This is a genomic window from Streptomyces griseoloalbus, from assembly GCA_014650015.1.
Classification (GTDB): Bacteria; Actinomycetota; Actinomycetes; order Streptomycetales; family Streptomycetaceae; genus Streptomyces; species Streptomyces griseoloalbus.
Genome location: BMUD01000028.1, coordinates 43,644 through 58,365 on the forward strand (window position 1 = coordinate 43,644; position 14,722 = coordinate 58,365).

The 14,722-nt window shown below is 72.5% G+C and carries 12 protein-coding genes and 1 riboswitch; of the genes, 7 read left to right on the forward strand and 5 right to left on the reverse strand.

Annotated elements, in window-relative coordinates; translation table 11 throughout:
* The first annotated feature begins 147 nt into the window (after window positions 1–147).
* Window positions 148–313, forward strand: a riboswitch (cyclic di-AMP (ydaO/yuaA leader).
* Window positions 314–325: 12 nt separating this feature from the next.
* Together IE178_RS30760 and IE178_RS30765 are read left to right on the forward strand one after the other, a co-directional pair.
* A complete protein-coding gene (locus IE178_RS30760) occupies window positions 326–1,099 on the forward strand; it encodes a M23 family metallopeptidase (RefSeq protein ID WP_184765912.1) in 774 nt (257 codons plus the stop codon).
* A 212-nt stretch (window positions 1,100–1,311) separates the two neighbouring features.
* A complete protein-coding gene (locus tag IE178_RS30765; protein WP_193514527.1) occupies window positions 1,312–2,016 on the forward strand; it encodes a GntR family transcriptional regulator in 705 nt (234 codons plus the stop codon).
* A 280-nt stretch (window positions 2,017–2,296) separates the two neighbouring features.
* Here the strand turns inward: IE178_RS30765 and IE178_RS30770 are convergent, their stop codons facing one another.
* The gene (locus tag IE178_RS30770; RefSeq protein ID WP_184765914.1) at window positions 2,297–2,578 is read right to left on the reverse strand and encodes an HPr family phosphocarrier protein; all 282 of its coding nucleotides are present in this window, start codon (window positions 2,576–2,578) and stop codon (window positions 2,297–2,299) included.
* A 177-nt stretch (window positions 2,579–2,755) separates the two neighbouring features.
* Between IE178_RS30770 and IE178_RS30775 the strand changes: the two genes are divergently transcribed.
* The 4 genes from IE178_RS30775 to IE178_RS30790 all read left to right on the forward strand — a co-directional run bounded on the left by IE178_RS30775 (window position 2,756) and on the right by IE178_RS30790 (window position 8,447).
* Window positions 2,756–5,875, forward strand: coding sequence for a GNAT family N-acetyltransferase (locus IE178_RS30775; protein ID WP_193514528.1), 3,120 nt, complete (start codon window positions 2,756–2,758; stop codon window positions 5,873–5,875).
* A gap of 86 nt (window positions 5,876–5,961) precedes the next feature.
* Complete coding sequence (locus IE178_RS30780) at window positions 5,962–6,549, forward strand: DUF5998 family protein (RefSeq protein WP_184765916.1); 588 nt, start codon at window positions 5,962–5,964, stop codon at window positions 6,547–6,549.
* Window positions 6,549–7,742, forward strand: a complete 1,194-nt coding sequence (locus tag IE178_RS30785) for an alkaline phosphatase family protein (protein WP_193514529.1) — start codon at window positions 6,549–6,551, stop codon at window positions 7,740–7,742. Before IE178_RS30780 ends, IE178_RS30785 begins: the two co-directional genes overlap by 1 nt.
* 54 nt (window positions 7,743–7,796) lie before the next feature.
* Window positions 7,797–8,447 carry a thymidine kinase gene (locus IE178_RS30790; RefSeq protein ID WP_193514530.1) on the forward strand — a complete coding sequence of 217 codons (651 nt, stop codon included), beginning with the start codon at window positions 7,797–7,799 and terminating at the stop codon, window positions 8,445–8,447.
* A gap of 223 nt (window positions 8,448–8,670) precedes the next feature.
* Here IE178_RS30790 and IE178_RS30795 read toward each other — a convergent pair whose 3' ends face one another.
* On the reverse strand, window positions 8,671–9,474 hold the full coding sequence (locus IE178_RS30795) for a VOC family protein (RefSeq protein ID WP_193514531.1): 804 nt from the start codon (window positions 9,472–9,474) through the stop codon (window positions 8,671–8,673).
* Between the two features lie 206 nt (window positions 9,475–9,680).
* Between IE178_RS30795 and IE178_RS30800 the strand changes: the two genes are divergently transcribed.
* A complete protein-coding gene (locus tag IE178_RS30800; protein ID WP_193514532.1) occupies window positions 9,681–10,532 on the forward strand; it encodes a sulfurtransferase in 852 nt (283 codons plus the stop codon).
* Window positions 10,533–10,716: 184 nt separating this feature from the next.
* On the opposite strand, the gene sepH is transcribed toward IE178_RS30800, so the two are convergent.
* From sepH to IE178_RS30815, 3 genes are all read right to left on the reverse strand, one after another.
* Complete coding sequence (gene sepH, locus IE178_RS30805; protein ID WP_184761755.1) at window positions 10,717–11,766, reverse strand: septation protein SepH; 1,050 nt, start codon at window positions 11,764–11,766, stop codon at window positions 10,717–10,719.
* 403 nt (window positions 11,767–12,169) lie between these two features.
* The gene (locus tag IE178_RS30810) at window positions 12,170–13,489 is read right to left on the reverse strand and encodes a D-arabinono-1,4-lactone oxidase (RefSeq protein WP_193514533.1); all 1,320 of its coding nucleotides are present in this window, start codon (window positions 13,487–13,489) and stop codon (window positions 12,170–12,172) included.
* Entirely contained in the window at window positions 13,449–14,687 is a 1,239-nt protein-coding gene (locus IE178_RS30815) for an MFS transporter (RefSeq protein ID WP_193514534.1), read from the reverse strand. Before IE178_RS30815 ends, IE178_RS30810 begins: the two co-directional genes overlap by 41 nt.
* Window positions 14,688–14,722 lie beyond the last annotated feature (35 nt).

The following is a 14,722-nucleotide window of genomic DNA, read 5'->3' on the forward strand; positions in this document are numbered from 1 at the left end:
GCCTCGTTATGTCCGAATTGAGGCGGAGGCTGCCTGTCTGCCCTGTGGGATGCGCTACAAAAACCGGGATCTGTTTGAGGAAGGGAAGACCTCCCGCTTAGCGTCTTCCGGGCTGTTCGTCGGGCAGTGCGCCGCATCCGCGGCAGCGGACAGCCATCGCCGAGTCCCCGTACGGCGCGAGCCAGGGGAGCCGGGGACCCACCTGTAGTCCCTGGGGTGAATCGGACGCCCGCGCGTGTCGCGAGGGAGTCCGTAGGAGACCTTCCTGCTCCGAACCCGTCAGCTAACCCGGTAGGCGAGAGGGAAGGAAAGGACCAGCCTGTACATGGCGTTCACCCGCGCCTCCGGGAAGCACCGCCGTCCCAGCCGGACACAGCGTGGCACCGCCCGTGCGGCGGGCGTCGCGGCGCTCGCCACCACCGGCGTCGTCGGCTCCCTCACGGCCCCCGCGCTGGCCGCCGAACCGGCCGCCGCGCAGACCGGTCTCACGCCCGTCGTCACCCTGGGCGACGTGGTCGCCGACCGGATCGACGCACAGGCGGCCGCCCAGCACGAGGCCGCACGAGAGGCCGCCGAGGCCGCCGCGCGGAAGGCCGCCGAGGAGGCCGCGCGCGAGAAGGCCGCCGAGGAGGCCGAGAGGGTCCGCGCGGAGAAGGAGCGCGCCGCGCGTGAGGCCGAGCGCAAGCGCCTCAACACCTTCGTCTCCCCGATCCCCGGCTCCTACGTGTCGACCGGCTACAAGAGCGGCGGCGCCGTCTGGTCCTCCGGCAGCCACACCGGTGTCGACTTCCACGCCGCGAGCGGCACCCCCGTCCAGTCGGTCGGCATCGGCACCGTCGTCGAGGCCGGCTGGGGCGGCTCGTACGGCAACCAGGTCGTCATCAGGATGAACGACGGCACGTACACCCAGTACGGTCACCTGTCGTCCATCGGCGTCTCGGTGGGCCAGCAGGTCACCGCCGGCCAGCAGATAGGCCTCTCCGGCGCGACCGGGAACGTCACGGGCGCGCATCTGCACTTCGAGGCCCGCACGACCGCCGAGTACGGCTCCGACATCGACCCCGTCGCCTACCTCCGCGCGCACGGCGTGAACCTCTGACACATGCGGGCGCCGGCCGCCGACGTGGCGGGCGCCCTCGCTTCCCGTGGCCCCGGCTCCCGAGCCGGGGCTTTCGGCGTTTCAGGGGGCCGCTTGTCCAAAAAATACTCATGGATTCCGGACCTCCGTCGGAAAATCCCGCTGATTGCAATAGAGTCACGGAACACACGTCAATCTTCGACGTTTCACGGGGATTAAGCCGGAGGTCGGTCATGCGTATTCCCGCGCACTCGGTGTGCACGGCGATCCGGGACGACATCGTCGCGGGTGTCTACGAGCGCGGAAGCCGGCTCACGGAGGAACTCCTCGCCCGCCGGTACGGCGTCTCCCGCGTCCCCGTCCGGGAGGCCCTGCGCACCCTGGAGGCCGAGGGTTTCGTGGTGACCCGGCGGCATGCGGGGGCGTGCGTCGCGGAACCCACCGAGCAGGAGGCCGCCGACCTGCTGGAGATGCGCCTGCTCCTCGAGCCGCTCGGCGCCTCCCGCGCGGCCCAGCGCCGCACCGAGGCCCATCTGAAGGTGCTGCGCGGTCTGGTCCGGCTGGGGCAGGAACGCGCCCGTCAGGGCAACAGCGACGACCTGCGCTCCCTGGGCGGCTGGTTCCACGAGACGCTCGCCCAGGCCTCCGGCAGCCCGGCGCTGGCGTCGGTGCTGACCCAGTTGCGGCACAAGATCGCCTGGATGTACGCCAGCGAGGGGCCGCTCGACCCGGTCGAGTACTGGGCGGAACACGGCGCGATCGTGGACGCCGTGGCGCGCGGCGACGGCGAGCGCGCGCGGGCCGTCACGGCGCTGCACACCGAGCGCGCGAGCGCCGCGCACCGCCTGCGTTTCGCCCTGGGTGCCGATCGCGCCGGCCGCACGGATCGTGTGAGGAACTCGCAACATCCCGTAAACATGCCGAGTCTGCGGCATTAACACAAGGGCCGTATACAAAGAAGAGCAATCGGTTCCGACGCCATTCCGCTGCCCTTTTCCAAGCGCGCGGCGAATTCGCCACCGCATGCTTTTCGCGTGCCCGCACGGAAATCGCGGCCAAGCGGGCAAGAGTGCAAGGGAATGAATCAGGCGGACCCGGTGGGCCGGGGAAAACGACGGAGCCGCGCCGCCCGAAAACGACGGAGCCGCGCCGCCCGAAAACGACGGAGCCGCGCCGCCCGAAAGGGACGACGCGGCTCCGCGGCTGTCACACGGGGGCTCAGACGGTCTCGGGGAGCTCCTCGAGCCCCTCGGAGACCAGCTTCGCCAGACGGTCGAGGGCGACGTCCGCACCTTCGGCGTCGGAAGCGAGGACGATCTCCTCACCGCCCTGGGCGCCCAGGCCCAGAACAGCCAGCATCGAAGCCGCGTTGACGGGGTCGCCCCCGGCCTTGGCGATCGTCACCGGGACGCCTGCGGCCGTGGCGGCTCGGACGAAGATGGAGGCGGGGCGGGCGTGGAGACCCTCGGCCCAGCCGACGTTGACGCGGCGCTCAGCCATGTGTTGCTGCCCTTCACTGTTCAGGGTTGTCTAGACCAGTTTCCCACATCGTGAAACGTGCCCGGAGCGGCATCCGCTCCCGCTCCCGGTGACCGCCGGACCGCGGCCTCGGTCCGGCTCTCGTCCACCACAGACTGCCTCGCGCCGTTGTCGGACGCGAGCCGTACTCTGGGGCCCATGCAGACCTCGTCGGACCGGCACGAGTATCCCGCCCACTGGGAGGCCGACGTGGTGCTGCGCGACGGCGGCACCGCGCGCGTCCGCCCCATCACCGTTGATGACGCCGAGCGCCTGGTCAGCTTCTACGAGCAGGTGTCGGACGAGTCGAAGTACTACCGCTTCTTCGCGCCCTACCCTCGCCTGTCCGCCAAGGACGTCCACCGCTTCACGCACCACGACTTCGTGGACCGGGTGGGACTCGCGGCCACCGTCGGCGGCGAGTTCATCGCCACCGTACGCTACGACCGGATCGGCGCCGGCGGGACGCCCGCGTCCGCGCCGGCCGACGAGGCCGAGGTCGCCTTCCTCGTACAGGACGCCCACCAGGGCCGGGGCGTCGCCTCCGCCCTCCTCGAGCACATCGGTGCCGTCGCGCGGGAGCGCGGCATCCGCCGTTTCGCCGCCGAGGTGCTGCCCGCCAACACCAAGATGATCAAGGTGTTCACCGACGCCGGGTACACCCAGAAACGCAGCTTCGAGGACGGCGTCGTCCGCCTGGAGTTCGACCTCGAACCCACCGACCGCTCCCTGGCCGTGCAGCACGCGCGCGAACAGCGCGCCGAGGCACGCTCGGTGCAACGGTTGCTCGCGCCGGGCTCGGTCGCCGTCGTCGGTGCCGGCCGCACCCCCGGCGGCGTGGGCCGCAGCATCCTCGACAACCTCCGGGACGCCGGCTTCACCGGGCGGCTCCACGCCGTGAACAAGGCGTTCCCACAGGATTTGAAGGACCTCGACGGGGTGCCCGCGTACCGCTCCGTCCGGGCCGTCGAGGGGCCGGTCGACCTCGCGGTCGTCGCGGTGCCCGCCGAGCGCGTCCCCGAGATCGTCACCGAGTGCGGCGAACACGGCGTGCAGGGGCTCGTCGTCGTCTCCGCCGGCTACGCCGAGTCCGGTCCCGAAGGCCGCGAACGCCAGCGCGCCCTCGTACGGCACGCACGCGCGTACGGCATGCGGATCATCGGCCCGAACGCGTTCGGTGTCATCAACACCTCCCCGGACGTACGGCTGAACGCCTCACTCGCGCCCGAGATGCCCCGCCCGGGCCGCATCGGGCTGTTCGCCCAGTCCGGCGCCATCGGCGTCGCCCTGCTCTCGCGCCTGCACCGGCGCGGTGGCGGAGTGACCGGGGTCACGGGCGTGTCCACCTTCGTCTCCTCCGGCAACCGGGCCGACGTCTCCGGCAACGACGTCCTGCAGTACTGGTACGAGGATCCCGACACCGACGTCGCCCTGATGTACCTGGAGTCCATCGGCAACCCCCGCAAGTTCACCCGCCTCGCCCGTCGGACCGCGGCGGCGAAGCCGCTGGTCGTGGTCCAGGGCGCACGCCATGGAGCAGGCCCCCGGGGACACGCCGTACGGGCGACCCGGCTGCCCCACGCGACGGTCTCCGCGCTGCTGCGGCAGGCCGGGGTGATCAGGGTGGACACCATCACCGAACTGGTCGACGCGGGTCTGCTGCTCGCGCGCCAGCCCCTGCCGGCCGGGCCCCGGGTGGCGATCCTCGGCAACTCCGAGTCCCTGGGCCTGCTCACCTACGACGCCTGTCTCGCCGAGGGCCTGCGCCCGCATCCCCCGCTGGACCTCACCACCGCGGCATCGGCGGCGGACTTCCATACCGAGCTCTCGCGCGCGCTGGCCGACGACACCTGCGACGCGGTGGTGGTGACCGCGATCCCGGCGGTGGGTGAGGGGTCGGTGGGCGACGCGGCACTGGCAAGGGCCCTGCGCTCGGCCGCCGCCGCGACCCCTTCCAAGCCGGTCCTCGTGGTCCACGTGGAACTGGGCGGCCTCGCGGAGGCGCTCTCCGCAGCGACGAGCACGGCACCGCAGCCACCGACGAGCGGCGCACCGGAGGCGGCCTCGGGCGCCGTACCCCGCGCGGGGGCGAGTGCGCCACCGCGCCCCGAAGACAGCGCCGCACCGGAGGAGCCGGCGGCTCCGGGGTCGCATGTCGCACGGGAGGGGGCGGCGGGTTCGGAGCCCCGGTCCGGGCCGCCCGCCGCACCGCGGACACCGGCCGGCGCGACCCCCCGACCGCCCGGCGTCACACCACCGCACACCTCCGCGCCCCACCCCGCGGACGCCTTCGCTGCCACACCGCCCACCCGCACCCCTCCAGCCACACCGCCCACCGGCGGCCCCGCGCCGGCCCACGCGCGCACCGCGGCCGACGGGGGCGACCCGCTCGCCCCCGTCGCACCCCCCGAGGACGCCCACCTCATCCCCGCCTACCCGGCCGCCGAACGGGCCGTGCGCGCGCTCGCGCAGGCCGTCGCGTACGCGCAGTGGCGTCAGGATGCCGCCGACCCCGGCAAGGTGCCCGAGTACGAGGACATCGACGTGAGGGGCGCCGCCGCCCTCATCGACGGGCTGCTCTCGCGCGGGCAGGGCCTCACCCTCGGCAGCGACAAGACCTGCGACCTGCTCGGCACGTACGGCATCCACGTGCACCGGGCCCTGCCCGCACCCACCCCCGACGACGCGGCGGAAGCCGCCCGCACCCTCGGCTACCCCGTGGCCCTCAAGGCGACCGCCCCGCACCTGAGGCACCGCGCCGACCTGGGAGGCGTACGCCTGGATCTCGCGGACGAGGAGCAACTGCGCCGCGGTTACGCCGAGTTGACCGAGCTGTTCGGCGCGCCGCAGGAGCTGCGCCCCGTGGTGCAGCGCATGGCACCGCGCGGCGTCGACACCGTCGTACGCGCGGTGATCGACCCGGCGGTCGGAGCCGTGCTGTCCTTCGGGCTCGCCGGGGCCGCCTCGCAGCTGCTCGGGGACACGGCGCACCGGCTGATCCCGGTCACCGACCGGGACGCGACCTCGCTGGTGCGATCGATCAGGACGGCCCCGCTCCTGTTCGGCTGGCGCGGCTCGGCACCGGTCGACACCCCCGCCCTGGAGGAGCTGCTGCTGAGGGTGTCGAGGCTGGTCGACGACCATCCGGAGGTCGTCGCGGTCACCCTGGAGCCGGTCGTCGTCGCCCCGCACGGCGTGAGCGTCCTGGGCGCCTCCGTACGCCTGGCCCCGCCCCCCGCCCGCGACGACCTCGGCCCGCGGACCCTTCCGGCGTACTGAGGACGATGGCGTGGACGGCGCCGTCGCGCTCGCGGAGTGAGATGAGCGGTGCCTCGGAGTCAGTGGGCCCCCGTAGGATGGGCGTCATGGCCAAGACCAGTACGACGACCCAGGGGCTGCGGGCGGCGATCGAGCGCAGCGGCTACTACCCGGCCCTCGTGGCCGAGGCGGTGGAGGCCGCCGTGGGCGGCGAGCCCGTCCGGTCGTACCTGGTCCACCAGGAGACGACGTTCGACCAGAACGAGGTGCGGCGGCACGTGACCGTGCTCGTGCTCACCGGCAACCGGTTCATCGTCAGCCACACCGACGAGCAGGCCGCCGACAACACCTCCCCGACGCCGTACGCCACCACGTCCACGGAGTCGGTCAAGCTCAGCCGGATCTCGTCGATCGTGGTCAGCCGCGTGGTCGCCAACCCGGAGTCGTACACGCCGGGCACGCTGCCGCGCGAGATCGTGCTCACCATCGGCTGGGGCGCCGTCTCCCGCATCGACCTGGAGCCGGCCGCCTGCGGTGACCCGAACTGCGAGGCCGACCACGGCTACACGGGCAACTCGACGGCCGACGACCTGAGCCTGCGCGTCAGCGAGGCCGGAGACGGGCCGGAGACGGTGCGCCAGGCGCTCACCTTCGCGCAGGCCCTCTCCGAGGCGACCGCGGACTCCGCCCGCTGATGGTGCAGTCCGCCGTCTGGGATGCATATCCGGAACCGCTTCCCGTCGCCTCCGCCCCCGTGCCCGAGTACGGCACCGGTTCCCTCGCCGACCTGCTGCCCACCCTCGCCGCAGGCCTCGGCGTCCCCGGCATGACCGCCGGCATCGGGGAGCTGACCGCCGCCGACCGGAACTGCGTGTTCCTGATCGACGGGCTGGGCTGGGAGCAGCTGAGGGCGCACCCGGAGGAAGCCCCCTTCATGACGTCCCTGCTGGCCGCCTCGCGCGGCGGCACCGGCCGTCCGATCACCGCCGGGTACCCGGCGACGACCGCCACCTCCCTGGCCTCCGTCGGCACCGGTCTGCCGCCGGGAATGCACGGCCTGCCCGGCTACACCGTGCGCAATCCCGACACCGGCGACCTGATGAACCAGCTGCGCTGGCAGCCCTGGACCCCGCCCGGCGCCTGGCAGCCGTACCCCACCGTGTTCGAGCTGGCCCACCGCGCCGGCGTGCACGCCGCCCAGGTGTCCTCCCCGACCTTCGCCAACACCCCGCTGACCAAGATCGCGCTCAGCGGCGGCGCCTTCCACGGACGGCTGTCCGGCGAGGAGCGGGTGGACCTCGCGGCCGAGCAGCTGGCCGCCGCCGACCGCTCCCTGGTCTACACGTACTACGCCGAGGTCGACGGCGCGGGCCACCGCTTCGGCGTCGACTCCGACACCTGGCGCGGCCAGCTCATGTACGTCGACCGCCTGGTCCAGCGCCTGGCCGAACAACTGCCCCCGCGCAGCGCGCTCTACGTCACCGCCGACCACGGCATGATCGACGTCCCCTTCGACGAGCAGCACCGCATCGACTTCGACGAGGACTGGGAGCTGAGCGCCGGAGTCGCCGCGCTCGGCGGCGAAGGCCGCGCCCGGCACGTCTACGCCGTACCCGGCGCCGCGAACGACGTGCTGACCTGCTGGCGCGAGGTGCTCGGCGAGCAGTTCTGGGTGGCCTCACGCGACGAGGCGATCGAGTCGGGCTGGTTCGGGCCGGAAGTCGAGGAACGCGTGTACCACCGGATCGGCGACGTGGTCGCGGCCGCGCGGGACGACGTCCTGCTGATCGCCTCCGAGCGGGAGCCGAGGGAGTCGGCGATGGTCGGCAACCACGGTTCGATGACCCCTGCCGAGCAGCTGGTCCCGCTGCTCGAAGTACGCTCCTGACGATCCGCAGGATCCGCCCGCCCCGACCCGCTGCCGAAAGGTGCCCATCCCCTCATGCCCGAGCTGGTGTTCTTTTCCGGAACGATGGACTGCGGGAAGTCGACACTTGCTCTGCAGATCGGTCACAATCGGTCGGCGCGCGGACTGCAGGGTGTGATCTTCACGCGGGACGACCGTGCGGGGGAGGGGAAGATCTCCTCGCGGCTGGGCCTGGTGACGGAGGCAATCGAGGCGGCTCCGGGCATGGATCTGCACGCCTACCTGGTGGACCAGCTGTCGAAGGGCGGCAGGGTCGATTACGTGATCGTGGACGAGGCGCAGTTCCTCGCGCCGGAGCAGATCGACCAGTTGGCGCGCGTGGTGGACGACCTGGGCCTGGACGTGTTCGCCTTCGGAATCACCACCGACTTCCGCACGAAGCTGTTCCCGGGTTCGCAGCGGCTGATCGAGCTGGCGGACCGCCTGGAGACCCTTCAGGTCGAGGCGATGTGCTGGTGCGGGGCGCGCGCCACGCACAACGCCCGTACGGTGGGCGGCGAGATGGTGGTGGAGGGTGAGCAGGTCGTCGTCGGTGACGTGAACGGCCCCACCGCGGAGGTGGGCTACGAGGTGCTGTGCCGACGTCACCACCGGCGTCGGATGACAAGCGTTTCCGCACGTGCCGTCGCGCTCTCGCCGGACGTCCTGCCGGTGGCCCCCGCCTGATCGCCACCGGCCCTGACCTCGGCTGCCGCCGTTGCGCTGTCCGCCACCGTCCGCTACGGGACGAAGGCAAGACCGCCAGGGCCGCCCGTGTCTCCCGCGACCGGCGAACGGAGCGGCCCGCCCCACCCCACGGCTTGTCGGGCTCACCCAGCGGGAGCAGGACCCCGCGCGCCCGGTGCGGCAGCGGCGATCTGTCCCGCGGCCGAGGTGTCCGGGGGCGCGGTCAGCGCGGGCTCCGCAGAAGTGCGAACCGTGCCCCCTCCGGATCCGCCACCGTGGCGACACGGCCGCGGTCACCGTCGCGGGCCGGCTCCAGGACCCGGCCGCCCAGGTCGCGGACCCGGTCCGCCGCCTCGTCGGCGTCGGTCACGGCGAAGTACGTCGTCCAGTGGGGCCCTCGGTCCCGGGGCAGGGCGTTGCCCACCCCGCGTACACCGGCCACGGGACGGCCGTCGAGGTGCAGGGTGACGCGGTCGGGTCCGGCGGCGGCCGGCGAGCCCTCCTCGTAACCGAGGACGGACCGGTAGAACTTGGCCGTGCCGGCCGCCTCGTAGGTCGTCAGTTCGTTCCAGACCGGTGTGCCGGGCGTGCCCGTGGCGGCGGTCGTCGGGGGCGCCGAGGCCCGCACGATGCCGAAGACGGCACCGCAGGGGTCGGAGCCGATCGCCAGCCGTCCGGCGTCGGCCGAGTCCAGTGGGCCCACGCCGATCGTGCCGCCGCACGACCGCACCGCGGCGGCGCTCAAGTCCACGTCGTCCGAGGGGAAGTAAGGCGTCCAGGCGGCCGGCCGGTGACGGTCCGGCGGCAGGACGCCGATGCCGGCCACCTCGCGCCCGTCGAGCAGGGCACGCACACAGCATCCGAGCCGCCGGGGTCCGGGCCGGAACTCCCAGCCGAACAGTGCCCCGTAGAACTCCTCGGTCGCGTCCAGTCCGTGCACCATCAGGCTCACCCAGCAGGGTGTGCCGGGTGTGTGCCGAGCGGGTGCCTCGCCGTTCGGGCGGGCGTTCCCCCGTGCGTCGGTCATCGTCACTCTCTTCTCGGCCGCCCGTGCGGTGGCCGTGGTCCTCTCGCCCCTGTGGGGTCGCGTCGCGTCCGCACGGCGGATCGTCCCCGTACCGACGCCGACACACTATGTGCCCGATCACGTACGCCTTGTGAGCGGTCCTGCCCGGCCGAGCAGAGTAACCGGACCCGGACGACTCGGCCACCCCGTGCGCGAGGATGGTGACCATGAACGCCATCATCTCCGCACCCGAACTCGCGAGCGCACTGTCGGGCGCCGAGCCGCCGGTCCTGCTCGACGTCCGCTGGCAGCTCAGCATCGGCAAGGCGGCCGGTGAGCCGCCGTTCGACGGACGGGCCGCCTACCGGACCGGTCACCTTCCCGGCGCCGTCTACGTCGACCTGGACCGCGAGCTGGCGTCCGCGCCCGGCGGGCACGGACGCCATCCGCTGCCGGACCTCGCGGTGTTCGGCGCCGCGATGCGGCGTGCGGGCGTGTCGTCCGCGACGCCGGTGGTCGTGTACGACGGAGGCATGGGCTGGGCGGCCGCCCGCGCGTGGTGGCTGCTGCGCTGGACGGGTCACCCGGACGTGCGGGTCCTCGACGGCGGGTTGCCGTCCTGGGAAGGGCCGTTGGAGACGTCGGTGCCGCAGCCGGCCGAGGGCGACTTCGTGCCGGTGCCGGCGGCGGACGGGCTGCTCGACGCCGACGGTGCGGCGGCGCTGGCGCGGTCGGGGGTGCTGCTGGACGCCCGCGCGGGGGAGCGGTACCGCGGTGAGGTGGAGCCGATCGACCGGGTCGGCGGGCACATCCCGGGTGCGGTCTCGGCGCCCACCACGGAGAACGTCGGCCCCGACGGCCGCTTCCTGCCTGCCGGGGAACTGGGCGCCCGCTTCCGGGAACTGGGCGTGTCGCCGAGTGCACGGGTCGGCGTGTACTGCGGCTCGGGTGTCTCCGCCGCGCACGAGGTGCTGGCGCTCGCGGTCGCGGGCATCCCCGCGGCGCTGTACGTCGGTTCCTGGTCGGAGTGGTCGGGGGATCCGGAGCGGCCGGTCGCGGTGGGACCGGACCCGCAGTAGTCCGGAGCGGAACGGCAGCGAGAACGGCAGCGAGAACGGCGGCCGGATCGTTCCGGAAGCGCGGGAGGGGCGTTCACCGCGCGGCGAACGCCCCTCCCGCATCAACGCATCAACGCATCAACGCATCAACGTCTCGACGTCTCACGTCTCGTCAATCGGCCATCCCGCGGACGGCCCGAACGAGTTACTCCTGTTTCTTCCGCCGCGTCCCGAACACGATCTCGTCCCAGCTCGGCACCGCCGCACGACGGCCCGGACGGACGCCGTCCGCCTCGGCCTGACGATCGGTCGAACCGATGAGACGGTCCCGGTGGCTGCCGACGGAACGCGGCATGAGGACGTCCGCGTAGGCGGACCCGGCCGAGGCCGCGGGGGCCGGCGGCTCCTCCACCTCGGGCTCGGGATCCGGCTCCTCGGCAGCGGTCTCGGGCGTGCGCTCCGGGACCACGAGGTCGCCCCGGAAACTCGGCACCGCCTCCAGCAGGCTGGTCAGCGAGTCCCGTTCACTCGACGCCGTGGCCGTCACCGACTCCTCGGTGGGCTCGGACGCCTGCGCGGGCAGGCCCGGTCGCTCGCGGTCGCCGGGACGGTCCAGCGGGCGGTCGCGCGGCAGCCGGGCGATGCGCGGCACGAACGGGAAGCTGGGCTCGGGCGCGGCGAGGTCGTCGGACTCGCCGATCAGCGAGCGCGCCTCCTCGTCGACGGCCTGTACGAGCCGCCGGGGCGGGTCGTACGTCCAGCTCGCCGAGTGCGGTTCGCCCGCGACCCGGTAGACCAACAGCACCTCCCAGGTGCCGTCGTCGCGGCGCCAGGAGTCCCACTGGACGGTGTCCTTCTCCGCGCCGCGCACCAACAGCCGCTCCTGCACGGCCTCGCCGAGCGGGGGACCGGAGTTCTCACCGGGCCGGCGCACCGGAGTCTTGCGGGCGCGCTCGGCCATGAAGGCACGCTCGGCGAGGACGGGGCCCTCGAAGCGGCGTACGCGGTCCACGGGGATGCCGGCCATCTGGGCGACCTCTTCCGCGGTCGCACCGGCTCGTATACGCGCCTGGATGTCGCGGGGGCGGAGATGGCTCTCCACCTCGATCTCGATCTGGCCGAGGCGGGGACGGTCGCCGCGCACGGCGGCGCGGAGCCGTTCGTCGATCGGAAGCGTGTACTCCGTGCTGTCCGCAGCCTTCAGCACCAGCCGTGTGCCGTCATTCGAGACGGCCACGACACGCAGTTCGGGCATGGGGACCTCCCGGGTGGTGCCTGCCGACGTCACGTGCGTCGCTGCTTCCGCTAGTCGAGTGTGGCCTGCCCGGGTGCAGCCTGCCACAACCTTGCCGAGTTGCCCGGCGTGTCGGGCGGGAGCCCTGGAACGCCGTTATGGCACGGTTACCTATTCGCAACGCTAAGTGACCAACTGTGTCACCCTGTGCAACTAGCCCCCCTCCCGGCGGTCCTCAAAGGTCCCGAGCACCCTGACGGGAGACCGGACCCAGGGCTCGCAACAGTACTCCATTCGGGCCACGTGCGTGGATTGGCGCGCCGCCCAACTTCCGGCAAGAGGTGGGTCCTGGCCGCCGTTACCCGGCTTCCTCGATCTTGAACGTGGGGAACTTCACGCAACCACCAGAAACGGAACGAATCCTCTACGCGCCCAGGACCCTCCGCAAGTAGTCGTTGTGGAACCGGCGTTCCGGGTCGAGGCGGTCCCGGAGCGCCGTGAACTCCTCGAAACGCGGATATGCCCGGGAGAGGTGATCGGCGTCGCGCGTGTGGATCTTCCCCCAGTGGGGCCGCCCCTCGTGCGCGGTGAAGATCCGCTCGGCCGCGGTGAAATACCCCTGATAGGGGGTGCCCTTGAACATGTGGACGGCGATGTACGCGCTGTCGCGGCCGGATGCCGTGGACAGTGTGATGTCGTCGGCCGGCGCGGTGCGTACCTCGACGGGGAAGCTGACCCGCAGCGGCGAGCGGTCGACCATGGCCTTCAGTTCCCGCAGCGTCTCCACCAGGGCCGCGCGCGGAACGGCGTACTCCATCTCCACGAAGCGCACCCGGCGCGGCGAAGTGAACACCTTGTAGGGGATGTCGGTGTAGGTCCGCGCGGACAGCGCCCTGCTGGAGATCCGCGCGATGGCCGGAATGGTGGCGGGCGCCGCGCGGCCGACCCAGTTGACCGCCCGGAAGACGCCGTTGGAGAGGAACTCGTCCTCGAACCAGCCCTTGAGCCCCGGCACCGGCCGCTGCGGACCCGCGCTGCGGTTGTTGCGCTTGGTGTTGGTGTTACCGGTGTGCGGGAACCAGTAGAACTCGAAGTGCTCGTTCTCGGCATGCAGTTGATCGAAATCGGCGCAGACCCGCTCGAAGGGCATCGGCTCCTCGCGGGCCGTGAGCAGGAAGACCGGCTCCACGGCGAAGGTGATCGCGGTGACGATGCCGAGGGCGCCGAGGCCGATGCGGGCGGCGGCGAAGACGTCCGGGTTCTCCTTCTCGGAGCAGGTGAGCACCGAACCGTCGGCGGTGACCAGCTCCAGACCCCGGATCTGGGCGGCGACGGAGGCGGAGTCGCGGCCGGTGCCGTGGGTGCCGGTGCTGGTGGCACCGGCGACCGTCTGCTCCATGATGTCGCCCATGTTGGTCAGCGACAGACCCTCCCGCGCGAGGGCCACATTGAGCCTCTTGAGCGGGGTGCCCGCCTCGACCGTGACGGTGCCGGCCACCCGGTCGATGTCACGTATGCCCGTCAACAGATGAGGGCGGATCAACACGCCGTCGGTGGCGGCTATGGAGGTGAAGGAGTGCCCCGCGCCGACCGCCTTCACCGGCAGACCGTCCGCGGCGGCCCGGCGCACGGCGGCGGCCAGCTCGTCGACGGAGGCGGGCGCGACCTCCCGCGCGGGGCGGGCGGAGACGGTGCCTCCCCAGTTACGCCACGTGCCGTTCCTCGCGCTCGCCGTGCTGCCCAACGGAGCCTCCCCGACCCGGTGCCGGCCGCTTGAGCCGGCGGTACCCGAGGAAACCGACCACGACCGCGACGGCCCCGGACACCGCCGGAACCCCGTACCCGGCACGCGCCCCGGCCGCGTCGATCACCCAGCCGGCCACGGAGGAGCCGACCGCGACCCCGACCGCGAGCCCGGTGCTCACCCAGGTCATTCCCTCGGTGAGCTGCGCGCGTGGTACGTGCTCTTCGATGAGGGACATCGTCGTGATCATCGTGGGAGCGATGGACAGACCCGCAACGAACAGCGCCACGGCCAGAAACGGCAGGTTCCCGACCAGTAGGAGTGGGATCATACTCACGGCCATGGCGCAGACGCCCAGCAGCCAACGACGTTCGGCCGCCCCCGCGAAGTGCAGCAGGCCGAACACGACGCCGGCCGCGCAGGAACCCAGTGCGTACACGGCCAGCACCAAACTGGCGGCGGCCTTGCTGCCCTGCTCCTCGGCGAAGGCCACGGTGACCACGTCCACGGCGCCGAAGATCGCCCCCGTCGCCACGAACGTCGCGACCAGGACCTGAAGGCCCGCGGAGCGCAGCGCCGAGCCGCCGCCCTTGTGCTCGCGCGGATGCGGCTCGGGCTCGGTGGCGCGCTGGGCGGTGAGCCAGAAGACGCCGACCGCCAGGAAGCAGGCCGCGAGCAGCGGACCGGCCTCAGGGAACCAGGCCGTGGACAGTCCGATGGAGACGATCGGCCCGAAGATGAAGCAGATCTCGTCCACCACGGACTCGAACGAGTACGCGGTGTGCAGTTTCGGGGTGCCCCGGTACAGGGCGGCCCAGCGGGCCCGGATCATCGCGCCGACGCTCGGCACGCAGCCGATGCCGGCGCATGCGACGAACAGCACCCAGTCCGGCCAGTCGTAGTGCGCGGCGAGCAGGAGCAACGCCGCCGCGGTGAGCGAGAGCAGCGTCGCCGGGCGCAGCACCCGCCGCTGCCCGTGCCGGTCGACCAGACGGGAGACCTGCGGGCCGGCCACGGCGGCCGCCAGCGCGATGGTGGCGGACAGGGCACCTGCCAGCCCGTACCGCCCGGTGAGCTGGGAGATCATCGTCACCACGCCGATGCCCATCATGGACAGCGGCATCCGGCCGAGGAACCCCGCGGCGGAGAAGGCCTTGCTGCCGGGAGCGGCGAACAGGGCGCGATAGGGGCTGGGCACGGGATCTCCGAAGTCTCAGTAAGGTGCGACCGCAG